The organism is Stenotrophomonas sp. YJH_SMC_106-19 (assembly GCF_059368375.1).
This window is the reverse complement of the sequence record NZ_JCAFRQ010000003.1, coordinates 73,850-98,989: the sequence shown is the minus strand read 5'-3', so window position 1 is coordinate 98,989 and position 25,140 is coordinate 73,850. Positions and strand designations below refer to the sequence as shown.

Annotated in this window: 14 protein-coding genes; 1 reads left to right on the top strand and 13 read right to left on the bottom strand. The window is 66.8% G+C overall.

Annotated features, from left to right (window positions below):
- Positions 1 to 5: 5 nt before the first annotated feature.
- The 5 genes from AC5P5M_RS11275 to AC5P5M_RS11255 are packed head-to-tail and all read right to left on the bottom strand — an operon-like array spanning position 6 to position 10,077.
- On the bottom strand, positions 6 to 1,490 hold the full coding sequence (locus AC5P5M_RS11275; protein ID WP_495205884.1) for an MFS transporter: 1,485 nt from the start codon (positions 1,488 to 1,490) through the stop codon (positions 6 to 8).
- Entirely contained in the window at positions 1,477 to 4,182 is a 2,706-nt protein-coding gene (locus AC5P5M_RS11270) for a glycoside hydrolase family 3 protein (RefSeq protein ID WP_495205883.1), read from the bottom strand. Before AC5P5M_RS11270 ends, AC5P5M_RS11275 begins: the two co-directional genes overlap by 14 nt.
- A complete protein-coding gene (locus AC5P5M_RS11265) occupies positions 4,182 to 5,864 on the bottom strand; it encodes a glycoside hydrolase family 43 protein (protein ID WP_495205978.1) in 1,683 nt (560 codons plus the stop codon). Before AC5P5M_RS11265 ends, AC5P5M_RS11270 begins: the two co-directional genes overlap by 1 nt.
- A gap of 59 nt (positions 5,865 to 5,923) precedes the next feature.
- Positions 5,924 to 7,900, bottom strand: a complete 1,977-nt coding sequence (locus AC5P5M_RS11260) for a sialate O-acetylesterase (RefSeq protein WP_495205977.1) — start codon at positions 7,898 to 7,900, stop codon at positions 5,924 to 5,926.
- 2 nt (positions 7,901 to 7,902) lie between these two features.
- On the bottom strand, positions 7,903 to 10,077 hold the full coding sequence (locus AC5P5M_RS11255; RefSeq protein ID WP_495205882.1) for an alpha-glucuronidase family glycosyl hydrolase: 2,175 nt from the start codon (positions 10,075 to 10,077) through the stop codon (positions 7,903 to 7,905).
- A gap of 92 nt (positions 10,078 to 10,169) precedes the next feature.
- On the opposite strand from AC5P5M_RS11255, the gene AC5P5M_RS11250 reads away from it, so the two are divergent.
- Positions 10,170 to 11,228 (top strand): LacI family DNA-binding transcriptional regulator, encoded by a 1,059-nt coding sequence (locus AC5P5M_RS11250; RefSeq protein ID WP_495205881.1) that lies wholly within the window; start codon positions 10,170 to 10,172, stop codon positions 11,226 to 11,228.
- Positions 11,229 to 11,301: 73 nt separating this feature from the next.
- Here the strand turns inward: AC5P5M_RS11250 and AC5P5M_RS11245 are convergent, their stop codons facing one another.
- The 8 genes from AC5P5M_RS11245 to AC5P5M_RS11210 form a co-directional block, all read right to left on the bottom strand.
- Positions 11,302 to 13,851, bottom strand: coding sequence for a glycoside hydrolase family 3 N-terminal domain-containing protein (locus AC5P5M_RS11245; RefSeq protein WP_495205880.1), 2,550 nt, complete (start codon positions 13,849 to 13,851; stop codon positions 11,302 to 11,304).
- A gap of 5 nt (positions 13,852 to 13,856) precedes the next feature.
- Positions 13,857 to 15,266 carry a sugar porter family MFS transporter gene (locus tag AC5P5M_RS11240; protein WP_164152081.1) on the bottom strand — a complete coding sequence of 470 codons (1,410 nt, stop codon included), beginning with the start codon at positions 15,264 to 15,266 and terminating at the stop codon, positions 13,857 to 13,859.
- A 45-nt stretch (positions 15,267 to 15,311) separates the two neighbouring features.
- On the bottom strand, positions 15,312 to 16,646 hold the full coding sequence (gene xylA / locus AC5P5M_RS11235) for a xylose isomerase (RefSeq protein WP_253118467.1): 1,335 nt from the start codon (positions 16,644 to 16,646) through the stop codon (positions 15,312 to 15,314).
- Positions 16,647 to 16,692: 46 nt separating this feature from the next.
- Positions 16,693 to 18,186 carry a xylulokinase gene (gene xylB, locus AC5P5M_RS11230; protein WP_495205879.1) on the bottom strand — a complete coding sequence of 498 codons (1,494 nt, stop codon included), beginning with the start codon at positions 18,184 to 18,186 and terminating at the stop codon, positions 16,693 to 16,695.
- Positions 18,187 to 18,383: 197 nt separating this feature from the next.
- Positions 18,384 to 19,916 carry a tryptophan halogenase family protein gene (locus AC5P5M_RS11225; protein ID WP_495205878.1) on the bottom strand — a complete coding sequence of 511 codons (1,533 nt, stop codon included), beginning with the start codon at positions 19,914 to 19,916 and terminating at the stop codon, positions 18,384 to 18,386.
- A gap of 8 nt (positions 19,917 to 19,924) precedes the next feature.
- The gene (locus AC5P5M_RS11220; protein WP_459040362.1) at positions 19,925 to 20,941 is read right to left on the bottom strand and encodes a cupin-like domain-containing protein; all 1,017 of its coding nucleotides are present in this window, start codon (positions 20,939 to 20,941) and stop codon (positions 19,925 to 19,927) included.
- A gap of 9 nt (positions 20,942 to 20,950) precedes the next feature.
- Complete coding sequence (locus AC5P5M_RS11215; protein ID WP_263178286.1) at positions 20,951 to 21,709, bottom strand: SapC family protein; 759 nt, start codon at positions 21,707 to 21,709, stop codon at positions 20,951 to 20,953.
- Between the two features lie 137 nt (positions 21,710 to 21,846).
- Positions 21,847 to 24,984 (bottom strand): TonB-dependent receptor, encoded by a 3,138-nt coding sequence (locus AC5P5M_RS11210; RefSeq protein ID WP_053518517.1) that lies wholly within the window; start codon positions 24,982 to 24,984, stop codon positions 21,847 to 21,849.
- Positions 24,985 to 25,140 lie beyond the last annotated feature (156 nt).

The following is a 25,140-nucleotide window of genomic DNA, read 5'->3' as shown; positions in this document are numbered from 1 at the left end:
TTGGGTTACGCGGACGCGTCGGCCGTGCGGCGACGCAGTTGGAGGTCCTGTTCGATGCGGGCTTCCGCGCGCTTGTCGATTTCGTACGCGAACAGCAGCGCCACGGCGAGCAGGAAAGGAAGGGAGCAGTAGACGCTTACGGTCAGGCGGATGCCCTCGACCACGCCCTCGGGCTGTGTCGCCACGCCCGCCTGGTAGCCGTAGTGGGCAAGAATGCCGGCGACCAGGGCGCCTCCCACGCTGAGGCCGATCTTCAGGCCGCACAGCATCGCCGAGAAGATGATCGCGGTGGCCCGGCGATGGTTCTTCCATTCCGAGTAGTCGGCAACGTCGGCGATCATCGCCCACAGCAGCGGGATGGTGATGCCGTAGCAGAATCCATGCAGCATGAAGGCAGCAAAGGCAACGCCGACAGCCGTCGGCGGAAACAGGTAGAAGGCCAGCAGGAACAGGGTGGAGATGAACAGTGCGCCGCCGAAGACGTCACGCTTGCCGAAGCGGTCTGCCAGCCGTCGCGATACGCCGATGCCCAGGATCATGCAGATGATTCCGCAGGCATTGAACAGGCTGAAGGCCGAGGTTGCCGCGTCGCTGGGCCAGCTGAAGCCGGCGAATCCGGCACTACCCAGACCTGCATTCAGGCCCCTGATCAGGCCGTTGAATCCTGAGTTTTCCAGGAAGGCGACCAGCGCAGCGTCGCTCATGTAGTACTGGAAGTAGTAGATGTACGTGCCGCCCTTCAGCGCCAAGTTGATGAACACCAGGACGGTCAGGGCCAGCATCACCTGCCACGGCCGGTTGTGCAGCAGGTCAGACAGATCCTGCAGCACGCCTCCGGTCTGCTCGCGGGTGGGAACGATGCGCTCGCGCGTGGTGGCGAAGGTGATCAGGAAGAACACCGTCCCGACGATGGCGAACACGGTCATCACCTGTTCGAAGCCCCGCACGCGGTCACCGTCACCCAGGATCAGCACCAGCGGCATCAGCAGGACCTGGATGATGAACTGCGCGATCATCACGGCCACGAAACGGTAGGCCGACAGGCTGTTGCGCTGTGCCATGCTGCCGGTCAGCACACCACTCAGTGCGGAGTACGGCAGATTGTTCGCTGCATAGACGAAGACCAGCAGAGCGTAGGTGCCCAGCGCATAGATGACCTTGCCGCGCTCGCCCAGTTCTGGCGTGCTGAACGCCAGCAGCGACAGCACGCCGAACGGGATCGCCGTCCACAGGATCCACGGACGGAACCGCCCCCAGCGCGTCGAGGTGCGGTCTGCGGCGATGCCGATCAGCGGGGTGAAAACGAACGCGCCGAGCATGCCGACCACGAAGATGATCGTAGCCGCCGTTGCCGGCGGCAGCCGGTAGACATCGGTGTAGAAGAACGCCAGATAGGTGATCAGGGTCTGGAAGATCAGGTTCGCCGCGAGATCGCCCAGGCTGTAGCCCAGCTTCTCGCGCACCGTGAGGGTGTGTTCAGTGCTTGCCATGCACGGCCTCCACCGAGAACCCGGCCCGCGCGCGGATATCGGCACTCGAGGCGCCGACCCGCACCTCGTAGGCCCCGGGCAGCACCGCATAGGCACCGCCCGCTTCGTCGTAGCGGCGCAGGTCCCGCGGTGCCTCAAGCGAGAACGTCACGGTGCGCCGTTCGCCGGCGGCGAGATGGACACGCTGGAAGCCACGCAGTTCCTGCACGGCCTCGTCGCTGCCAGCCTGCTGGCGTCGCACATAGAGCTGCACGACCTCGTCACCGCTGCGTGTGCCGGTGTTGGTCACGTCCACGTGCACACCCAGCCGGCCATCGGCATTGATCCTGTCCGCATCAATGCGCAGTGCTGCGTAATCGAAGCGGGTGTACGAGAGCCCGTGGCCAAACGGATACAGGGGGGTGCCGCGGAAGTACCGGTAGGTACGGCCCTCCATGCTGTAGTCGTCGAACGCCGGCAGCGCTTCACCGGCCTTGTAGAAGGTCACCGGCAGGCGACCCGCGGGGTTGACGTCGCCGAACAGCGCCTGGCCCACGGCAGTGCCGCCGCGCTGCCCCGGGTACCAGCTCATCAGGATCGCCGGCAGATGGTCCTGGGCCCAGTCAACGGCCATTGCCGATCCGCCGGTCAGCACCATCACCACCGGCTTGCCGGTGGCATGCAGTGCCTCCAGCAGGGTGCGCTGGGGTGCCGGCAGCCGCAGATCGGTCCGGTCCCCACCCGCGAAGCCCGGATAGTTGACGGTCATCTCCTCGCCCTCGACGTCGCCGGTCAGGCCGCCGACAAACACCACGACATCGGCGTCGCGGGCCGCATCAAGGGCTTCGTCGAAGGGTGCCTTGGCGCCCGGCATGCGCCAGCCCAGCCGCACGCCCGCATCGCGCTCGTCGTCGTAGTACTCCAGTTTCAGCTCATAGGCGCGGCCCGCCTGCAGATCGACGTCGATACCTTCGGCGTGCAGACGATCCGTGTTCACCCAGTGGTCCAGCACGCGCTTGCCGTCCAGATACAGGCGGAAGCCGTCGTCGCCGGCCACCTCCAGCCGATAGCGCCCGGATACCGGCGGCAGCAGCTGTCCGGTCCAGCGGATGCTGAAACCATCGCTCGGAATGCCCTGCCCCGGCGCCGCCTCGCCACGGGCAAGCAGATTGTCGGTTGGCGAGCCGCGGTCCCAGCGGAAGCCGATCTGCGCGTCGGTGCGGACCAGTGCCGGCGTGCCCGACAGGTCGGCCGTGCGGAAGTACTCGCCACGCAGGCCACGCTCGGTCGACGCCGCCGACGGCCGCAGGAAGGTCGGCTCGATCAGCGGCGTCGCGCTGGGATCATCACGCCCCTCGACCAGGTCCACGCCACGGGCGTAGGGCACGTCGATACCCTTCGCCGCATCGCGGATACCCTGCAGTATCGTGACCGGCGCGGCCGGTGTGCCGAAGTAGTTGCCGAGCAGCGCCATGGTGTCGTCAGCCGTGGGACCGACCACGGCAATGCGCTTGAGGTCACGCGACAACGGCAGTACCCCCTCGTTCTTCAGCAGGACCAGCGATTCCTGGGCGGCCCTCAGCGCCAGGGTGTCGTGCGCGGGCGCCTGGTTGACCGAGGCGGGAATCCGCGCCCAACGCACCCGCTCCGGTGGATCGAACATGCCCAGGCGCATCCGTGCGGCGAACAGGCGTGTCACCGCGTCGTCGATCTCCGCTTCGGTGATCAGGCCCTGGCGCACGGCTGCGGGCAGCGTGGCGTACTCCTGTCCGCACTCCAGCTCGGTGCCATTCCTGACCGCCAGCGCTGCGGCGGCTTCACGGGTGGCAACGATCCGGTGATGTTTCCAGATATCGACGATCGCCCAGCAGTCCGAGACGACGTAGCCCTTGAAGCCCCAGTCACGCCGCAGCACGTCGCGCAGCAGGAACCGGCTGGCACTGGCTGACTCGCCGTACACCCGGTTGTATGCGCCCATCACCGCATCGACATCGCCCTCCTTCACCAGCGCCTCGAACGCCGGCAGGTAGGTGTCGTACAGGTCGCGCCGGCTGGGCCGCGCGTCGAAGTGGTGACGGTCGGCCTCCGGCCCGCTGTGCACGGCCAGATGCTTGGCCGTGGCATCGAGCTTGCGGTACACCGGGTCATCGCCCTGCAGGCCACGTACGAAGGCGACGCCCATGCGGGCAGTCAGGTAGGGATCCTCGCCGTAGGTTTCCTGGCCACGGCCCCAGCGCGGGTCACGGAAGATGTTGACGTTCGGGGACCAGAACGTGAGCCCCTGGTAACGCCCGTGCGATCCCTCGCGGAGAAACTGGTGATGCTTCGCACGGGCCTCGTCGCTGATGGTCGTCGCCACCTCGCCCATCAGCGGCACGTCGAACGTCGCCGCCAGTCCGATGGCCTGTGGAAAGACAGTGGCCTGCCCTGCCCGCGCCACGCCATGCAGCCCCTCGTTCCACCAGTCGTAGGCCGGCACACCGAGGCGCTCGATCGCCGGCGCGGCATTCTGCATCTGCGCGGCTTTCTCCTCCAGCGTCATCTGGGCGACCAGCGATGCGGCCCGCTGCTCGAAGCTGGCCGAAGCATCCAGCCACGGCCGCGGCGCAGCGGCCGACGCGGCGGTCGCCACGCACAGCAGCGCAGCATAAAGCGCCCGCCGGCCATGCCGCGTGCCGCGGTGTACAGCGCCGTTGGACGAAGTCGATATCATCATTTGCTCCTCCCGGCGCGCTCATCGCGCGCGAATGGTCCCAGCAGTGCGCCTACGAAGCCGCCTGCGCGATCAGTACTCAGAACCGTGCCATCCACATCGCGTGCCAGCGTTTGCCAGCCCTGCCCGTCACCGGTATCGAACGAGAACGCGTAGTCGGCCTCATCCCCGGCGATCTTCAGACGCAGGACCGCGGATGCGGGGACCTCGCGGCTGGCCAGCGTTCGCGTGGTGCCGCTGCCGTCGCGGCCCTCGAGGAAGACCGACAGACGATCACCGCGCACGCTGCGGACGCCAAGGAAGTACCAGTAGGCCTCGCTCTGGAATGCAGCCAGGCCCGCCGCGACACCGATGGCCGGACGGGACATCTCGGTACTCGCCTCGAAGCGCAGATGCTGCTGGCGGCGACCGAGGAACGCCGGATTGCGCAGCGTGTCCAGATTCTCCGCAAGCGGGTGCACGGCCAGCATGCCCGGCCGGTCACCCAGGTCGGCCCAGGCCTGTTTGGGCACCCGAACGCGCAGCCAGTGGGCGGCAAGCGTCGGCCCATCAAAGGGGTCGTGGTCGACGAAGTTGCCGGTCAGCGGCGCCTGGGACGCCTGCCCCTGCATCCAGGACGGTGCCTTGACCACATAGGGAATGGCCTGGTCGGTCGGCAGGATCTGCGGCCAGCCATCCTGCCAGCGAACCGGCAGCAGATAGGTTTCGCGCCCGGTGTTGTAGTGCCGCTTCTGGTAATTGCGGCTGGCAAGGAACACTGCCCACCACGAGCCGTCCGGGCCCTCGATCAGATCGGCGTGCCCTGCATTGGTGATCGGCAGCGGCCGGTCGTCCGGCAGCTCGCGCTGGGTCAGGATGGGATTGCCCGGATAGGGGATGTACGGCCCCCATACATCACGGCTGCGCAGCACCACCTGCGAATGCTGCGGCCCTGTGCCGCCTTCGGCGTCGGACAGGTAGTACCAGCCCTCACGCTTGTAGATGTGCGGCCCTTCGATCCAGATGGGGTTCTTCGACGGCTCCACGCCACCATCGACCAGCACCCTGCGCGGGCCGACCGGCTTGAAGGCCGACAGATCGATCTGCTGCATCCAGATGGCGCGGTGGCCGTCGTAGCGCGCCGGACCAGGCGGCACATCGTTGTTGAACAGATAGACCTTGCCATCGTCGTCGAAGAACAGTGACGGATCGATGCCATCGATGCTGGGCAACCAGTGCGGATCGGACCACGGTCCCGCCGGATCCCGCGCGGTGGCAATGAAATTGCCACCACTGTCGGTCGCGGTGGTGACGACGTAGAAGGTTCCCTCGTGAAACTCGATGGTGGGCGCGAAGATGCCGCGGGAGACGCTCAGACCGTCGAAATCCAGCTGTGTCGGACGGTCGATCACGTTGCCGATCTGCTTCCAGTGGACCAGGTCGACGCTCTCGAACACCGGAATGCCCGGGTAGTAGGTGAAGCTGGAGTTGACCAGATAGAACTTCCCGTTCGCGCCCACGATGCTCGGATCGGCGTGGAAGCCGGCCAGGATCGGGTTGCGGTAGTGGCCCGCCGGCAGCGGCGCCTCAAACGCGGTGTCATGACCGCGGTACTCGAACCAGTCGAAGTACACCGGCGGCGCGGCCTCTGGCGAGGCGGCATGGGCGGTCGCCGCCGACAGCGCGAACATCGCTGCCAGCATCCGGCGCGCCAGTGACACCCGGGCGCGCCGGGCAGAAGGGTGCTGCAGGGACAACATCTTCATCGTCGGGCCTCGGCGTCGGCAATGGGAAGTTCGAACGGACCGGCCGGCGCCCCGCTGCTGTCACGCAGCGTGCACACCGGGCCATCGGCCCAGCAGTAGCGGACATGCGTCGGGCGCAGGGAAGGCAGGCTGCGCAACACCACCCGGCGTCCATCCAGGTCGGCGTCGCTGTACTCACAGCGCGGGGCGACGGCATCGCACAGTTCAAAGCCGATGGGGTGCTTCGAACCGGTTGCTGCCAGGGCGCCGTCGACATCCTCGAATTCGACGGCCACGCCTGCCGGCACGCGCAGGGCCCTGGCCGCATCCGGCCCTGACGGGGCCACTGCGTGCTCGCCGTAGATGACGTGGCGCGCGACCCGGGCCAGACGGCGACCCAGTTCCTGCTTGTTCGGTGGGTGGATGTCGTAGGCATCGCCGATGTCGATGGCCACGGCGAGGCCACTGCGGGGATCTTCGGCCGCGACCCGGCGCTGTGCGTCGCGCACCTGCGCCCATCCGCTGTCCGCAGGGGCGACGGGCGGTTGGCCATAGCCAGCCAGTTGCACCAGCAGCAACGGCGTATCCGTACCGAACTGGCGTCGCCAGTCGTCCCGCAGCGAGCGCAGCAGTGCCGCATATCCGGCGCCGTCGCCGGTGTTCGACTCCCCCTGGTACCACAGCATGCCGCGCAGTCCGAACGCGCCCAGCGGCGCGATCATGCCGTTGTACAACGTCGACAGACCCGTCGCCGCCTGCCAGGAAGCGAACGGGGGCGCTTGTCCGCCAGGTGCCATCCGGTACTGCCAGGACGCATCCAGCACCACCCGCTGACCGTCCTCCAGGATCACCGCATGTGCGGTGGCAGGGCCGGCCAGGCCACCTTCACCGTAGGTGTCCAGCACGTTGACCACGACACTGTTGGACCCGGCCTTCAACAGCCCCTTCGGCAGCGGATAGCGCCGCTCACCGGCGCCATACTGGCTGCCCACGGCGACACCGTTCACCCAGGTCATGTCCGTCTCGTCAACGGATGCCAGTTCGAGCGTCGCGCCCTGCGCCGCCTGTTCCGCACTCAGCGTGACCTGCGTGCGATACCACACCATGCCGTTGTAATCGGCAAGCGCCGGGACGTTCCAATGCTCCCATGCGCCCAGCGCTGCCGGCGCCGGTTGCCATCCGCTGTCGCTGGCCTCCGCGCGCCACGGCGATGCGCCGGGCACAGCCTCATCGCGCGTCACCCACCACTGCTGCCAGTACCGCCCCCAGCGTGCGCGTGCCGCCAGGGGGTCACCGGCATACAGCGCGAGGATATCCAGGGGCTCTGCCATGTCCCGCTGCGCGCGCAGCGCCTCGACGCTGGTCCATGCCTCGATCCGCGAGCCGCCCCAGGCGGCCTGGATCAATCCCATCGGCACGGCGACCGTGCGCTGCAGCTCGCGTGCGAAGTAGAGGCAGGTCGCGGAGAAGTCGCGCACCGTGGCGGGCGATGCCGGCGTCCAGGCAACCGCGCTCTGGAATGTCGTCTGCGCCTGCACCGCCGCGGCCTGCGGCACGGTGAACAGGCGGATCGTCGGCAGCGTGGCGGAGGCGATCTCGCTGCCTGCATTGAGCGCGCGCCACACGGGCAGCTCCATGTTCGACTGTCCGGAGCACAGCCAGACATCGCCGACCAGGATGTCGCGGGCGATCTGGATGTCCTTGCCGGACGTTGCCTGCAGCATGTGGGGGCCGCCTGCCGGGGTCGGTTGCAGCGTGGCGTGCCATCGGCCCGTGGCATCCGCCTGCGTGGTCACCGCCTGCCCGGCGAAGGTCACGGAAACCTCCTGTCCCGCAGGCGCCTGGCCCCAGACCGCGATCGGCCGATCACGCTGCAGGACGGCATGATCCTGGAACAGCGGATGCAGCAACGCCGCCGGCTCCCGTGCCGCGACGGACCCGGCCATTGCAGCCAGGGCCAGCAGCAAGGCCGCCCGCCCGGCCCGTCCGATCATGCTCATCGTCCATCCCCCGGTGCGAAAGGAAACTGCAATGCCTGGTAATACGACAGCGGGTGCGGCGGTGGCGGTTCGCCGGGCGGCAACGGCCGGCCGCTGAGCGACTGGAAGTACGCCACGCTGGCATCGCGCCACCATTGCGCCTCCTCCTGCTGGATCTGCAGGAACGCGGCCACGTGCTGATAGCGTTGTGGATCGATCCGGCCCTGCAGGGTTGCCCAGGTAGCCTGCAGGGACTGCACCTGGCGCACGCCACGCGAGTAGCGTCCTACCAGTTCGTCCCACAGCAACCGCCCCGAACGCATGCGGTGATCCCACGGCACATGATGGAACCACAGCAGCAGCGACTCCGGCACCCGCGCCAGGTCGCCGTACTCCGCGGCGACCGCCGGGGCGTACTGGGACACCGCGTTGCTTCCGGCCGATGTGCGGTCGAAGCCCACGCCGTGCCGGTCCGCGCGGTGGTAGTACACGGACGTCCAGTCGGCGCGTGGCCCTCCATCCACCCAGGGACCGGGGCCGTAGTGATGCCCACGGGCCATGAGGTGATGCAGGCCCAGCGGGGTCATGTAGTCCACCGCCGCTTCGCGCGAGGCCATCATCATCCGCACGATCGGGCCGGTCACCTGCGGGTCCGGCGAGAACGTCAGCGCGGCCCAGTCTTCAGCGATGGCGCGGGCAGACTGCTGCGGATTCCAGGCCAGCCGCCCGAAGGCATACCAGTTGGCCTGATCGAAGTGCGAGCCGCTCCAGGTCCGGTCCACGCCGATGTTGGCGACGCCGGCGATGCCGGTCAGCCCGTGGCCGTGCAGCGAACCGTCGACCACGCGCGCGACCGTGGAGCCCGGTCCGCGTACCCGGGTGTCGGCCCGCAGCACTTCCTCGTACAGCGTGCCCAGGTACACCAGGTGCGTCGCAAAGCCCAGATACTCCTTGGTGATCTGGAACTCCATCATCAACGGCGTGCGTGGCATTGCGCCGAACAGCGGATGGAACGGCTCGCGGGGCTGGAAATCGATCGGCCCGTTCTTCACCTGCACGATCACGTTGCGGCGGAAGGCACCGTCCAGGCCGATGAACTCACCGTAGGCCTGCTTGGCGCGATCTTCGGGTACCTCGTGCGAGTAGACGAAGGCACGCCACATCACCACGCCGTTGTGCGGCGCCAGGGCATCGCCCAGCAGGTTGGCACCGTCGGCATGGGAGCGGCCGTAATCCTGCGGGCCCGGTTGGCCCTCCGAGTTCGCCTTGACCAGGAAGCCGCCGAAATCCGGGATGAGGGCGTAGATCTCTTCGACCTTTCTCCGCCACCAGCGCTGCACCTCCGGATCCAGCGGATCGGCCGTGGCCAGGCCGCCGAGCTCGATGGGCGCGCTGAAGCGTGCGCTCAGGTACACACGGATGCCGTAGGGGCGGAACAGGTCCGCCAGCGCGGCGGCCTTGGCGAGATAGGCCGGCGACAGGCTCAGGGCGCTGGCATTGACGTTGTTCAGTACGGTGCCATTGATGCCCAGCGACGCGTTGGCGCGGGCGTAGTCGGTATAGCGCGGGTCACGCCACTGCGGCAGGGTCTGCCAGTCCCACAGGGAGCTGCCCGCGTAGCCGCGTTCGACGTAGCGATCCAGGTTGTCCCAGTGATCGAGCACCCGCAGCGCAACCCGGGGCGATTCCCGCACGTCCAGCGACTGCAGCGATGCGCCACGCTGCAGCAGCCGCAGCAGGTGGAACACGCCGTACAGCACACCGATGTCCTGCCGTGCCGCCACCAGCAGAAGATCGCGTCCTCCGCTGCGGACCTTCCTGATCAGGTAGCCATCCTCGCCCAAGGTGGCAATGTCTTCGCGGAACGGCGCGACCAGCATCGAGGACTGCGGCGTGCCCAGCACCAGGGCGTGATCACCGGCGAGGTCCGTGCGGATGGGCGGTGCCGTTCCCAGTACCCCGGGAAGGCCGCGCGCCAGTTCATCACGCGCTGCGCGCTGGGTAGGCGTCTGGTCAGGGGCGACCACCTCGCCCAGCTGCAGCCGATAGCCGGCAGCGACCTCCACGGCCGCCGGCACGTAGCGCATCCACAATGCGTAGCCATCCTCCGCATGTGCGCCACCGGCGCATGCCAGCAAGGCAAGGGCGGCGCACAGCCGTCCGCCGACAGCACGGAACAACGGCGTTAACATTCGACTTTGTAGACTACGACCGGCGCCGGAACGGTTCATCATCTGCCCTCGCACCTGCGCGGCAACGCCACCAAGAACAAAGGGATCGTGCATTGGACAAGCCGAAGAAATCGGTTCGCCGCAGAACCGCGGGCGTGACGATCGACGAGGTTGCGGCCCTTGCCGGCGTTTCGCCGATGACCGTGTCGCGGGTGATCAACCAGGGCAAGGTGCGGGACGTCACCCGCGAGCGGGTGATGCGTGCCGTGCGTGAGCTGGGCTATACGCCCAATCTGGCGGCCAGTTCGCTGGCCGCTGCGCAGCACACGCGCATTGCGTTGATCTATACCAATCCCAGCGGTGCCTACCTGCGCGAACTGCTGGTCGGGCTGCTGCGCGTCGCGTCCAGCTCTGCCATCCAACTGGTCATCGACTACTGGGACAACCTTGACGATGAGTCCGAGCGCACGGCAGCGCGTGCCCTGGCCAGCCGCGTCGACGGGGTGATCCTGCCGCCGCCGCTGTGCGAATCGCAGGCGGCCGTGAGTGAACTGGTGAAGGCCGGCATCCCGGTGGTGGCCATCGCATCGGGGCGCCTGAGCGAGGCCCTGTCCTGCGTCCGCATCGACGACTTCAACGCAGGCAAGGAAATGACCGAGCACCTGATCCGGCAGGGCCACAGCCGCATCGGCTTCATCCGCGGGCGCCGGGATCTGAGCGCGAGTGCGCGTCGCTACGATGGTTTCGTCACCGCGTTGCAGGAAGCCGGACTGTCGGTGGAACCCGGCCTGGTCCAGCACGGCGACTACACCTACCGGTCCGGACTGGCCGCCGCCGAGAAGCTGCTGTCCCAGCGTCGGCCACCGACGGCCATCTTCGCCAGCAACGATGACATGGCGGCAGCCGCCGTCTCCGTGGCGCACCGACGCGGCCTGGAGGTTCCCCGCGACCTGTCGGTGGTGGGCTTCGATGACACATCGGCCGCGACCACCGTGTGGCCGGAACTGACGACGATCCATCAGCCGATCGCCTCGATGGCCAATGCTGCCATCGATATCCTGCTGCGCACCATCCGTCGCCCGGCCGGAAACGCCCCCGTACTGCGGGATCATGTCGTGCCGCATCGCCTGATCGCACGCGATTCGGTGGCGGCCCCGCCTACGCACCGGTAGCGCACAGGCCCGTGTCATGCCGGCACCCGCACGGTGCCTGTGTCCAGCGCGCTGGCCTTCAGGCAGGATGCCATCACGCACCGCATCCGAGGGTGGTCTCGGCTTCGTTCAGCGCGCCCAGCGCCACGCGGGACACGGAGATCGTCATTGCATCAGCCGTCCCCACCGACCACGGCCGATCCAGCGCACCCACCTTCGCTCCGGCCGCAGCCAGGCATTTCAGGGGAATGCCCACGCGCGTCCACTGGCCGACCGGAAGCGCCGCCAGCGTGGGCCCGATGGCGATGCGCGCCGAGCACCCGGCACCACAGCCCACCGACAGCCACGCCTCGCCACGTGGTGCCACGTCGACACGCAGCGTGGTCAACAGCATCAGATCACCATTGGCTTCCCGCTGCAGGTCCAGCGGCGTGTGCGACTGCAGTGCGACCACGGCTTCCCCCTGACCCGACCAGGCAAGACGTCGGCCGTCCTCCTGGGCCAGATGGTCCACACCGGTGATCTTCAGACGGTCATCTGCCAGTGCATCCGGCACGCTGATCACGGTCATGCCCTGCCCGGCACCATCCTCCAGCCGCAGCGCCATGCCGGCACCTGCATCGCCGCGGGCAAAGAAGACACCGGTTGCCCCCTCGTTGCCGGTGACGCCCGAAACTTCCGGCAGTGCCGCCAGATCGCCCTTGTCGGCATAGCTCAGACCGAAGGCGAACGGGAACAGCGGGGCGTAGTCCTTCTGGCCGACGTTGTTGGCGTACTGCGTGGCCGTACGTGGCCAGCTGAAGCTGAGTCTGCCCTTGAAGTCGTGCTGCATGCGGCCATCCGGACCACGCAGCAGTACGTCGGCAACGCCACCGCCTTCCGATCCCGGCAGCCACGCCGCCACGAAGGCGTCCGCGGCATTGATTTCCCGGTTCACCCAGAGAGGTCGCCCGCTCAGGAAGACCGCCACCACTGGAATGCCGTCTTCCTTGAGCCGGCGAATCAATCCCAGATCCGTTTCATCGCCGGGCTTGTAGGCCAGCGTGGGCAGGTCGCCCTGGAACTCGGCATACGGATCTTCACCGAACACCACCACCGCCACATCCGGCTTCACTGTGTATCTGCCATCGATGGCAAGCGTGGCCTCGCCACCCGCGGCCCTGGCCTGCTGCGCAATGCCCTCGAAGATCGTATCCGCATTGGGGAAGTCCTTGCGGGTGGTGCCGGTGCCCTGCCAGTTCAGCGTCCAGCCGCCGGCCTGCTTGCCGACATCATCGGCACCGTCGCCGGCCACGAGGATCCGCTGCTTTGGCGACAGCGGCAGGATGCCGTTCTGGTTCTTCAGCAGCACCAGCGACTCGCGCACCGCCTGCCGCGCCACCGCGCGATGCTCAGGGGCGCCGATCAGCGCGAACTGGCCGCCGACCGCCCGGGTGGAAGGCCTGCCCGCCTCGAACAGGCCCAGGCGGAACTTCACCCGCAGGATCCTGCGCACCGCATCATCCAGCCGCTCAGCAGTGATCCTGCCGTCCTTCACGGCTGCCAGGGTGGTTTCGTAGAAGCCCTTCCAGCTGTCCGACGCCATGGCCATGTCCAGGCCCGCATTGATGGTGGCGGGACAGTCGGTGGTCGTGCAGCCCTTGATCTGTCCATGGCCATTCCAGTCGCCGACCACGAAGCCGCCGAAGTTCATCCGCCCTTTCAGCACGTCGGTGAGGTAGTGCCGGTGGCCGTGCATCTTCTCGCCGTTGACGCTGTTGAACGACGCCATGGCGGTCTGTGCTCCGGCAGCGATCGCCGGCGGATAGCCGGCCGCATGGATGCGCACCAGCTCGGCCTCGCTGATGCGGGTGTCGCCCTGGTCCTTCCCGCCGGTCGTGCCACCATCGCCCAGGAAGTGCTTCACCGACGCGATCACATGGCGGCCATCAAGAAAGTCAGGCGACCCTATCCTGCCCTGCAGGCCCTCCACCATGGCACCCGCATAACTGGCCACCACGGTGGGAGACTCCGAATAGCCCTCGTAGGTGCGCCCCCAGCGGTCATCCTGCGGAACCGCGACCGTTGGCGCGAACGTCCATTCCATGCCGGTGACGCGTGTCTCCAGCGCGGTGATCTCGCCGATCCTGCGCAGCAGCTCGGGATTGCGAGCAGCGCCGAGCCCGATGTTGTGTGGGAACAGCGTGGCGCCGATGATGTTGCTCTGCCCGTGCACCGCGTCGATGCCGAACAGCAGCGGAATTGCCTTTCCACCCTGCGAGGTGTCCATGGAGGCGTCGTAGAACGCGTCCGCCAGCGCCAGCCACTCGGCGGGCGATGCATCGTAGCGACCGCCAGGATCGGAGTTGCCTCCGGCCAGGATCGAGCCGAGCCGGTATCTGCGCACGTCGTCGGGGGTGATGCTGGCGATGTCTCCCTGCACCAGCTGGCCGACCTTTTCCTCCACGGTCATGCCGGCCATCAGGTCGGTGATGCGTTTCTCCAGTGCGGCATCCTCGGCCAGGGGCCAGGCCACCTGTGGCCATGGATCAGCCTCGGTAGCGGTGGCCTGCGCTGGCCGGTCTCCCCCCTTGCAACCGGCCAGCGCCAGCATCAGTCCGGCGATCAGCGCGCCGGCACGGCGCATGGAATCCTGCGATGTCATGGCGCTCATCCTTCCATCTGCTCCAGTTCCTTGCCCTTGGTCTCGTGCACATGGCGCAGCACGAACACGACCGAGACCACCGCGGCCACCAGGTAGATGCTGTAGGTTGCCGCCAGCCCTGCCGCGGCCAGCAGCATCGGGAACGTCACCGTGACCGCGAAGTTCGACGTCCACTGCGCTGCACCGGCGACGGCCAGTGCCGAGCCCCGGATCTGGTTGGGGAACATCTCGCCCAGCATCACCCACATCACCGGTCCCCAGGACAGATTGAAGAACACGACGTAGGCATTGGCGGCGACCAGCGCCAGGGTGCCCATGCGGCCCGGCAGCTGCAGGTGCCCGTCGGCCAGCGAGCCGCTGGCGAAGGCAACCACCACCAGCGCCAGGGAGACGGACATGCCCACCGAGCCGATCCACAGCAGCGGCTTGCGACCGATACGGTCGATCAGCAGCACGGTGACGAGGCATGCGCCGATGCTCAGTGCGCCGGACAACACATTGATCAGCAGCGCGTCGTTCTCCGAGAACCCGACCGCCTGCCACAGCACGGCGCCGTAGTAGAAGACCACGTTGATGCCGACCAGCTGCTGGAAACAGGCCAGGCCGACACCCACCCAGACGATGGGACGGATCCGCCCGGTCGCCCTGCTCCTCAGGTCGGACAGCCGCGGACGATGATGGTCGGTGGACAGGGAGGCCTCGATCTCGTCGAGCGTGAGCTGTGCCTTGTCGCGGCCCAGCAGCCGGGTGAGAACCCGCAGTGCGTCCTCCTTGCGCCGCTTCACCACCAGGTAGCGGGGGCTCTCGGGGATGGTCAGCAACAGCAGCAGGAACACCAGCGAGGGCACCGCCTGCATCCAGAACATCCAGCGCCAAGCGGCCTGCCCTGCCCACAGAGGCTCCGTCGATGCCCCGGCGGCGGCGGCCAGCAGGTAGTTGGACAGGAACGCTGCGGTCAGCCCGCTGATGATCGCGATCTGCTGCACCGTAGCCAGTCGGCCACGGTAACGGGCGGGTGCCACCTCGGCGATGTAGGCCGGTGAAATCACGCTCGCCGCGCCAACTGCAAATCCCCCTATCACCCGCGCGACGATGAACCACGCGGAAGAACCCGCAGCGCCGGCCCCCAGCGCCGATAGCAGGAACATCACCGCCGACAGGATCAGCACATTGCGCCGCCCCAGCCGGTCGGCCAACCTGCCGGCGCTGAAGGCGCCCACGGCGCAGCCCAGCAACATCGAGGCGATCTCGAAGCCCTGCATCCATTCCCCGGAGCGGAACGCCTGGTGCAGGCCGTCCTGGGTGCCGTTGATGACGCCACTGTCAAACCCGAACAGAAACCCGCCAATCGTTGCCACCACGCTGATCAGAACGATCAGCCGTGTGTTCTCTCCGCCATCTGCTGCCTGGTTCATCGACATCCCCTCGATCGCTCCATTGCCGACTTGACGCTGCCGTGCTCAGCGCAGCAGATACTGGTTGAGCAGGTTCTCGTAGCGTTCCTGCTTGCCGCTGGTCTGGCGCGGCTCGCCGTTATCGGCGGCCAGCGTGGCCAGGTCGGCAAGGCTCAGCGTGCCGCGCTCGAAATCCTTGCCGGCTCCCGTGTCGAAGCTGGCGTAGCGCTCTCTGCGCCACTGCTCCCACGGCGACTCGGTGAGCAGTGCGTGTGCCACTTCCAGACCTCGTGCGAACGCGTCCATGCCGCCGATGTGGGCAATGAACAGGTCTTCCAGGTCAGTCGACTCCCGGCGCACCTTGGCGTCGAAATTCAGCCCGCCCTCCAGGCCACCCTGCCGCAGCACGACCAGCATCGCGCCTACGGTGTCGTACAGATCGCTCGGGAACTGATCGGTGTCCCACCCGTTCTGCGCATTGCCACGGTTGGCATCGATGCTGCCAAGCAGGCCATGGTCGGAGGCCACCTGCAGGTCATGCTCGAAGGTGTGCCCCGAGAGCGTGGCGTGGTTCGCTTCGATGTTGAGCTTGAAGTCCTTGTCCAGCCCGTGCTCCTTCAGGAAGCCCACCACGGTCGCGCTGTCGAAATCGTACTGGTGCTTCATCGGCTCCATCGGCTTGGGCTCGATGAGGAAGTTGCCTTTCAGGCCGATGCTGCGGCCGTAGTCGCGGGCCATCGTCAGGAACCGCGCGAAATGCTCGATCTCGCGCTTCATCTGCGTATTGGCCAGCGACGCGTAGCCTTCGCGCCCACCCCAGAACACGTAGTGCTCGCCCCCCAGCTCGACGGTGGCATCCAGCGCGGCCTTCACCTGCACCGCGGCACGGGCAACCACGGCGAAATCAGGATTGGTCGATGCGCCGTTCATGTAGCGCGGGTGCGAGAACAGATTGGCCGTACCCCACAGCAGCTTGACCCCGGTGGCGTCCTGGCGGGCCTTGGCCAGGCGCACCATGTGCGTGAGATTCTTCTGGTACTGGCCAATGTCGTCTGCATCCGGCGCCAGGTCGATGTCATGGAAGCACCAGTACGGCACGCCCAGCTTGGTGAAGAACTCGAAGGCTGCATCGACCTTCGCCTCTGCAGTGGCCAGCGGCGAACCGGCCTCCCACGGAAACTGCCGGGTTCCCGGTCCGAACGGATCGTGGCCGGCGTTGCAGAAGGTGTGCCAGTAGCACACGGCGAAGCGCAGGTGCTCCTGCATGGTCTTGCCGCCGATGACCCGGTTCGCGTCGTAGACCTTGAAGGCGAGCGGATTGTCCGAGTCCCTGCCCTCGAACGGAATGCGGCCGACGCCCGGGAAGTACTCTTTGGCGCCGATGAAGGGCTGCGTGGTCATGGTACGTGCTCCTGTCGTTGTGCGGGATGTTGGAGGGAGGCGGACCTCAGCCGCGCTGCAGCGGCGTGACGGCCTCGAGATGGCGGAGAAAACGCGAATAGGCGGAGGCATAGGCCGCACTGCGGCCGGAATCCGGACGCGCGGACAGTGCTGGGTCCACGCGGACATGCTGCGCGGTGACCTCGCTGATCGGCGCGGCATCACCCTGCGACCGCCCGATGGCCCACAGGGCCTGCAGCGCCGCACCGAATGCCGCGCCTTCGGCCTGCACCGGCACGTCGACCGGCAGTCCGAACACATCGGCCACCAGCTGCCGCCACGCGGCACTGTTGCTGCCACCCCCGGTAAGCACGATGCGGTCGAACTGCATGCCGGCGCGTCTGAACGCGTCGTAGCCGAACTTCAGGCTGTAGGTCGCCCCTTCCATGGCAGCGCGGTAGATGTGCGCCGGCGTGAAGTTGTGGGTGTCCAGGCCGGCCAGCACGCCCTTGCCCAGCGGCAGGTCGGGGGTGCGCTCGCCATTGAGGAACGGCAGCATGACCAATCCGCCAGCGCCGGGCGACGTCGCGTTGAGGTGGGCATCGCCGTCACGCGTACTGAAACCGAAGGTACTCGCTACCTGCTCGGTCACGACGGTGCAGTTCATCGTGCAGATCAGCGGCAGCCAGCCGCCGGTGGAAGAGCAGAAGGCGGCCCAGGCCCCGTCCGGATCGATCACCGGTGAATCGGAGTAGGCAAACAACGTGCCCGACGTTCCCAGGCTCATCGCCAGGCGGCCTTCCGTGACGCAGCCGGTGCCGATGGCCGCCATCATGTTGTCGCCACCGCCGACCGCCACCTTCACCGTCACCGGCAGTCCGAGCATGCTGGCCGCCGCAGGGTCGATATCGAACAGCGCGTCGGGTGGGGCGATGGGCGGAAGGCAGGCAGCAAGATCGCGGTCCGGATCCGTGGCGCGCAGCAGCGCCTGCGACCACGTGCGCGTGCGCACATCGAGCCAGCCCGTGCCGGAGGCATCTCCGTGCTCGCAGAACCGCTGCCCGGTCAACACGAAATTGAGATAGTCGTGCGGCAGCAGGATGGTCGCCAGCCGCGCATAGGCTGCCGGGCGATGCGCTTTCGTCCACGGCAGCTTGGAGGCCGTATAGCCGGCAAGGATCGGATTGCCGGCCAGCGCGATGGTCCGGTCAATTCCGCCGGCGGCGTCCATGATGCGGGTGCATTCGGCCGACGTGCTGGTATCGCACCAGAGCTTGGCCGGCGCCAGCACGTCGCCCGCCGCATCCAGCGGCACGAAGCCGTGCTGCTGGCCCGATACGGCCAGACCTGCAATGCGTGACCGGAGCGATGGATCAATCCCGTCGAAGCAGGTGCGCAGCGCCGCCACCCAGTCGGCCGGCACCTGTTCCCGGCTGCCATCGGCGCCGCTGCTCATCTCCAGCGCCGCGCTGGTGCGGGCGACAACGGCACGCGCCTCCGGGTCGTAGACCAGCACCTTCAAACTCTGCGTTCCTGCGTCGACACCGGCAACCAGACCCATCGAAACCGCCTCCGAACTCCGAAAAGTTAGCGCTACCATTTCTGACATTCAAAAAAGGAGGCCTTGTTGCACTGCCTCCTCGTTTGCACGGCGTGCGTGCCGCCCGCCGTGATGCCGCACTGTAACCAGCCGCGGCGGAAAAAGCGTGCTGCAATGCAAAACCCTGCTCGCCGTCGCGGCATCTGCAGGCAGACCTGTTACGACGCCGCCCTGTTCGCGTGCCATACCTCGGGGCCCGACCGGCAATAGCGGTCGATGAATTCCGCCTGCGATGGCATCTGCGTGGCCGCCTGCCGCACCGGCTGCTGGATGCGTTTCAGCAGCGTGCGCAGGTCGGCGTCACTCAGTGCCCGCGCAAGCGGGTGCGGGCGGCCCGGTTGGATGCCCTGGCCAAGCAGCACACTGGTCCACGACTCGACCCGGAACAGCTCGCCGGGGTCCTGCCACGCGTGCGCGCGCTCACGCCACGCGCGCAGCCGCTGCTGCAACGACTCGGGCACCGCCATCTCGCGGCACGCCTTCCACAACGGCTCTTCGCGCTGGGTGGCGTGGTAATGAAGGATGATGAAATCGCGCACGTGTTCCATCTCCTGGCAACCGACCTCGTTGTATAGCTGCACCAGTGAGGCCGCGATCCCATCGAACGGAAACAACTGGATCAGCCGCACCACGGCGCTGATCGTCAGATGGATGCTGGTGGATTCCAACGGTTCGATGAAGCCACTGGCCAGCCCCAGCGCAACCACGTTCCTGTTCCAGGCCTGCAGACGGCGTCCACTGCGGAAGGGCACCTGCCAGGGATCGCGCAGCGGTGGTGCGCCCACGTCGCGCAGCAGCTTCGCCCTCGCCTCGTCGTCGGACATGTGCCGGCTGGAATAGACCAGCCCGCACCCGACCCGGTGCTGCAGCGCGATATGCCAACGCCATCCGGCCTCGTGGGCGATGGCCCGGGTGTACGGCACTGGTGGAGCGACCGATTCGGTCTGTACCGCGACGGCACGATCGCACGGCAGCCATTCGTGCCAGTCCTCATAGCCGGTCTTCAATGTCTGCTCGATCAGAAGGCCACGGAAGCCGGTGCAGTCGATGAACAGATCGCCCTCGATGACCTGCCCGTCGTCCAGCACCAGCGACTGCACCGAACCATCATGCGCATGCTGTCTGACCTCGGCGATCCTGCCCTCCACCCGTCGCAGGCCGTGCGCCTCGGCTCTGCGGCGCAGGAACCGGGCGTAGAGACCGGCATCGAAGTGATAGGCGTAGCTGGGCTGCGGCTGGGTCTGCAGCGAGAAGCGGTCGTCGCGCGAGGCGACGCTCTCCAGGCAGAAATCGCCCAGATCCGATGGCATCCCGCGGCGGAGGCTGTCCAGCCAGAAATGGTGGAACGGCGTGGCCCAGGTGCCATGTCCGATGGTGCCGAACGGATGGAAGAAGCGCTCGCCCGGCAGGCGCCAGTTCTCGAACGAGATCGACAGCTTGAACGTGCCGGCCACCGCGCGCAGGAAGTCCTGCTCGTCGATCTGCAGAAAGTGATGGAAAGTGCGGATGGGCGGTACAGTGGACTCGCCGACACCGACCGTACCGATCTGCTCGGACTCGACCAGGGTGATGTCCAGCTGGTCGCGGAATTGATGGGACAGCGCACATCCGGCCAGCCAACCGGCGGTGCCACCGCCGGCAATGACCACCTTGCGGATGCGCCCTTCTGCTGTGCTCGCGGTATCGATCACGGTGCCCCTCAGCGGTTGAGTCTGCCCAGCAGCATCGCGCGCATGCGGCGCGCGCGATGCTCGTCGAACGGTGCAAGATCCCCCCGCGCATCGTCGGGCAGGTGCTGCCCCGCGCGCTCGCCGGGGCCGAATACGTAGTACTGGAAGAGCGCTTCCCACGCCTTCTTTTCACGCGCGGGCAGATCGCGCAGGGCCCACATCGCATGGTGCAGCGCCGGCAGGGGCGAGCCGAGGAAGGCCGGCGAGCTCCGCCACCAGTAGTTCACCAGCACATTGAACGGCGCCAGGCTGCGCACGTGGTGCCACCACATGCTGGGAATGAAGATGGCATCCCCTGGCTCCAGCACTGCGCTGCGTGCACTCGCCAGGGCCTCCCTGAAGCGGGGATACCGGTCGAAGTCAGGACGTTCGAAGTCCACCACGCTCACCACCTGGCCGCCTGGCGTGGGATCCAGCGGGCCGGGGTAGAGATTGTCGATCTGTTCGGGCGGGAACAGCGTGAACTCGCGTCGGCCCACCGCGCAGCACGCAAGGTTGTCGGGGGTATCGAAATGGCACGATGCGGTGACGCGGTTGCCGATCCAGATGCTGGCCAACGCCTCGATGCCCTGCCCCGCCAACCCTGCGTGGTTGGCCTGTGCGAATGCCGGCAGCAATGCCCGCTCCACCGGCAGCGACGCCACGTAGTAGGTGGGCGGCCTCGGCTCATGCAGTGTCGAGGCGATGCCTTCCAGCACCTCGCTGAGCGATGCGCGACGGACCTCGAAGTTCAGCCGGCTGAAGTCGGCGGTGTAGAACGGGCGCCCGTCGATGTCCGGCCCGCCGAACGAGTACTGGATGGGCACGCCCGCGTCGACGCCGCCCAGGTAGGCCAGCGCGTCCAGCGTGGAGCGCTGTCCAGCCTCGACCAGCGGCCAGCTTGACGCAATGCCTCGCAGCACTACCGGCTCTCCGGCCTCGACCAGCGAGGCCAGAGGCAGCGCAGCAGGATCGATGCCCTCCAGTATCCGCATCGCAGCCCCCATCGCCCGCCCTCAGTTCCTGGCCGTGGACGCTGCTGCATCCTGCGCGCGCAGGCGCCGCTGCTTCTCGGCGATCAGGCGGCGCATGTTGTGCAGCGACGCCAGCATCAGGTAGGCGCCCTCAAGGCAGCCAGCGCGATTCAGCGCGGCCAGCGTCGAGTCGTCCAGCAGCGCCAGGCGCTCACGGTCGATGCCGTGCAATCCGTTCACGCTCACCCGGTGATGCTGCGTGATCTGCACATCGAGCGTGACCGGCTGGATCAGTCCGCTTTCGTCAAGCATTGCAAACATCGCGGCGCCGAACGCGCTGCCATCATGGATACCACGCAGCACGCCGGCGATGTGGTCGAGGTAGGGGGTGTTGCCACCCTGCGGCAGGAACAGCGGCTCGCCGGCGTCGGTGTTGACCCGGGGATGGTCCAGATCGACATGCATCACCGCCTCACGGGTGAGCACACCGTCGACGTAATGCTCCTGGAATCCGATCAGGAACGGCCCCTTCGCTGCGGCTCCCGGAAGATAGGAGGCGTTCCAGCGGCCGTCCTGCAGGAAGAGGTTCTCGTGCTGTTCAAACCCGAGCAGGGCGACGGCCTGCCATTCGCCCGATCCGGCCTGTTTGCGCAGGAAGATGGGATATTCCCGCTGCAGTTCGGCGAACTCGCTGGGATAGGCCGGCACCATGCCCACGGCGTCGCCGAACTCGGGGCCGAAGCCGGTGGCGACCCTCAGGTCCCGATGGGCGATGTTGTTGAGCATTTCATAGCGGGCCATCAGGGTGTCCAGTCCGGTGCGGGGCCAGTGGCCGGCAGGGTACCGCCGGCACGTGCGACAGGTGCTGCGTCAGGACAGGCCCGTGCGGTACCGTTGCCGGGACAACGGTACCGCGCCGGACGGGTCCGTCGCCAGACTCAGAACTTGTAACGGACACCCAGCATGTAGCGTGGGCTCTGGTCAGCCAGCTTCACGATCATCTGCGACGTGCGCGAGCGCCAGCGTACGTCCTCGCCGGTCAGGTTGATCGCTTCCAGTCCGAACGACCAGTGGTCGTCCAGCGTGTAGTTCACGCTCAGATCCCACTGCTCGTAAGCCTCCACATAGTAGGGATTGCGGCTGGCGCCCTGGTTGGCCAGGATCAGGTACTGGTCGCGCCAGTTCCACGCCAGGCGGACCGACCAGCCGTACTTCTCGTACATGAGCATGGCGTTGGCGGTATCACTCAGACCGGTGAGCGAGAACTGGTCGATGCCCGGATCGCCGCCATTGTTGTAGCCGACGTCGCCGCTGACGATCGTGTAGTTGGCCAGCACGCCGAAACCGGTGTCGCCGAAGAAGTACTGCCCGCCGAGCTCCCAGCCGTGCAGCTTGGACTTGTTCTGGTTGATCGGGCGGTTGACATTGAACTGGTACAGCGGATCGTCCGCCTGGCCATACAGATCGTAGGCCGCTTCGGTGGCCAGCACCTGCGCGTCGGTTCCGTTGTAGGCCGCCAGTCCGGCGGGGTTGTTGCGCAGCAACGCCAGCGCGGTGAACAGCGAGGTGTCGTTGGCCGAGCAGGCGGCCGCATTGGCGGCACCGACCTGGGAGACGCAGGCTGCACTGGTGAGGAAGTCCAGAGCCGCACGCGCATCCGGGCCGGACGTGGGATCGGTCAGCCCGTACAGGCTCTCCTGGACAACGGTATTTCCGATGAAGTTGTCGACCGACTTGTTCCAGTAGGTCAACGACACATAGCTGGCGTCGGCGAAATACCACTCCAGCCCGAGGTCGAGGTTGTCCGATTCCAGCGGCTTCAGGCTGGGATTCTGCGCGTTGCCGCTGGCGCGCGACGACGGATCGATCAGCACCGATCCGAACGGCTGCTGTGCGCCCGGGCCCGCATAGAGATTGCCGTAGGGCGCGCGGGCGATGCTCTTGCCGAACGAGGCACGGCCTTTCAGCTCATCGGTGAAATCGATGCTGAAATCGAGATTGGGCAGGATGTAGCTGTACCTTGCCTTCTCGGTGAAGGGCTGCTGCTCGTCGGACAGCACGATGCGGAAATCGTTGTTGGCCTGCCACTCGATGGACTCGGGAACGGCGATGACCGAGGTCGAGACCACGTCGGTGGTTTCGTAGCGCACGCCCAGCCGGGTATTGGTGCGCATGCTCCCCAGCTGGCCATCCAGTTCCACCTGGAAGTAGGCCGCCTTGGTCTTCTCTTCCACGAAGTTGTCGGCCGCGCGTTGCGGGCTGACTCCCAGTCCCACGCCATATTCGTCCGCCGCCCACTGTGCGAGCTGGCCGGCGTTGCCGCGCCATGCGGGCCAGCTGCTGGCGCTGTAGTCGTCGAACAGGCCGACGATGTTGACCGGACGCAGCAGATCCATGAGCCCGGCATCGGTATCCCGGTTCACGTTGGCCACGCCCCAGTCACCGAGGGTCGAGTAGGCCTCGGCTGCCTGGATGCGGTGCGTGGTCGACTTGTTGGTGTCCACGCCGAACTGGAACCGCCCCTGGTCGAAGTTCCATTCGCCGTCCACGCGGGCCTGCTTGATCTCGCTCACCTGCGACTGTGCGTTGACACGCAGCACCTGGGTGCCGATCTCGCCTTCCTGGAAGCCCGGGTTGACCACGCCGTTGGTGCCGGCGATCGCATCTGCCGTGCTGGGATACCAGGTCTGGGTGCCGACCGGCAGACCATTGTTGAACTCCAGTTCCTGCACCCAGGAGCCACCGCAATGGGGGCCACGGGTACAGTTGTTGGTGCCGGCAATGCTCATGAAGATCGAGCCGCCGCCGGTGAGCGGATCATTCGGACGACTCTCGTTCTTCGAATTGTGTGCGTCGAAGCTCAGCTTGAAGCGGTCGGTGACATTCCACACGGCATTGAAGCCAAGCGATCCCAGCTTGTACTCCTGCATGCTGCGCTGCTGTTCCAACCCGAAATCCTTGGTGCCGGCGATCTCACGGATGTAAACCGGGGTGGCCACCGCACCACTGGTATCGAACTGGACGTTGGTGTAGTTGCTGTTCTGCAGCCACATGCCCTGCTCGCCACGGTTCTCGGTGATCTCGTTGGTCGAGTAGGTGTAGTCCACGGTCAGGGTCAGGCTGTCCGTGGGCGCGAACTGCAGAACGGCCTGGCCGTTCACGCGTTCCCGCTCGAACTCCGAGAATGCATAGCGCAGGTCGTTCGGGCGTGCATAGAGCTGGCCGATCTCCGGCGCGTTGACCACCGTCGGGTTGCCGGGCATCGAGCCCGTCCACGGCTGCACGTTCCAGTAGTTCTCCGTGGCCTGCACCGAGCCGCCCTTGCGCTTCTGCTGGCTCGCGCTCAGGCTCACACCGAAGGTCTTTTCCGGGTTGCTGTAACTGAAGATGCCCGACAGCTCCGGCGTCAGATCATTGTCGAACGGCTGGCTGCGGTCCGAGACGAGCTTCGCGCCGGCATTGGCGATGATCCCTTCGTGATCCAGCGGCCGCGCGGTCAGGATGTTGATCGTCGCGCCGATGCCGCCGCTGGGTACCTGCGCCTGGCTGGTCTTGTAGACCTCGATGCCGTTGATGGCCTCGGCGGCCAGCTGCGCGAAGTTGAAGGCGCGGGTGCCACCGTCGACGCCACCGATGGCGACCTGCCCGGACGCACCGAATGCATCGGCACCGGGCATCTGGCGTCCGTTGAGGGTCACCATGTTGAACTGCGGACCGAAGCCACGTGCAGTGACCTGTGCACCTTCGCCGTCACGACGCTCGATGGAGATGCCGGTGATGCGCTGCAGCGACTCCGCCAGGTTGGTATCGGGGAACTTGCCGATATCCTCGGCACTGATCGCGTCCACCACGCCAGCCGAATCACGCTTGATGTCCATGGCCTGGCTGAGGCTGTTGCGGATACCGGTCACCTGCACCGCGTCCAGCTGAGTAGGCTGCGTGGGCTGCGTCTGCGCCGTAGGCGGTTGTGCGGTGGTCGTGGAGGCCTCCTGTGCGAAGGCGGGATTGATCACCAGGACGCCGCCGACGAACGTGAACATGGCCCTGGAGCGGAACTTCGCCAAGGTCCGGCTCATGGACGGGTCCTCGGGTCTGGAGTAGCACGGAAACTGCGAGCGCTCATGAAAGTCCCCTATGACATACGATCGAATGGATGTACCGCCCCCTCCCAGGGGCACGCACCGGCGAGGCCCGTATTCCAAACCGAACATCGCGGGCGCCGGACGCGCCGC

Excerpts from the sequence above, each read along its gene's own strand:
- AC5P5M_RS11275 (WP_495205884.1), bottom strand. The coding sequence starts at position 1,490 with ATGGCAAGCACTGAACACACCCTCACGGTGCGCGAGAAGCTGGGCTAC.
- AC5P5M_RS11270 (WP_495205883.1), bottom strand. The coding sequence starts at position 4,182 with ATGATATCGACTTCGTCCAACGGCGCTGTACACCGCGGCACGCGGCAT.
- AC5P5M_RS11265 (WP_495205978.1), bottom strand. The coding sequence starts at position 5,864 with ATGCTGGCAGCGATGTTCGCGCTGTCGGCGGCGACCGCCCATGCCGCC.
- AC5P5M_RS11260 (WP_495205977.1), bottom strand. The coding sequence starts at position 7,900 with ATGATCGGACGGGCCGGGCGGGCGGCCTTGCTGCTGGCCCTGGCTGCA.
- AC5P5M_RS11255 (WP_495205882.1), bottom strand. The coding sequence starts at position 10,077 with ATGTTAACGCCGTTGTTCCGTGCTGTCGGCGGACGGCTGTGCGCCGCC.
- AC5P5M_RS11245 (WP_495205880.1), bottom strand. The coding sequence starts at position 13,851 with ATGACATCGCAGGATTCCATGCGCCGTGCCGGCGCGCTGATCGCCGGA.
- AC5P5M_RS11240 (WP_164152081.1), bottom strand. The coding sequence starts at position 15,266 with ATGAACCAGGCAGCAGATGGCGGAGAGAACACACGGCTGATCGTTCTG.
- xylA (WP_253118467.1), bottom strand. The coding sequence starts at position 16,646 with ATGACCACGCAGCCCTTCATCGGCGCCAAAGAGTACTTCCCGGGCGTC.
- xylB (WP_495205879.1), bottom strand. The coding sequence starts at position 18,186 with ATGGGTCTGGTTGCCGGTGTCGACGCAGGAACGCAGAGTTTGAAGGTG.
- AC5P5M_RS11220 (WP_459040362.1), bottom strand. The coding sequence starts at position 20,941 with ATGGGGGCTGCGATGCGGATACTGGAGGGCATCGATCCTGCTGCGCTG.
- AC5P5M_RS11215 (WP_263178286.1), bottom strand. The coding sequence starts at position 21,709 with ATGGCCCGCTATGAAATGCTCAACAACATCGCCCATCGGGACCTGAGG.
- AC5P5M_RS11210 (WP_053518517.1), bottom strand. The coding sequence starts at position 24,984 with ATGAGCCGGACCTTGGCGAAGTTCCGCTCCAGGGCCATGTTCACGTTC.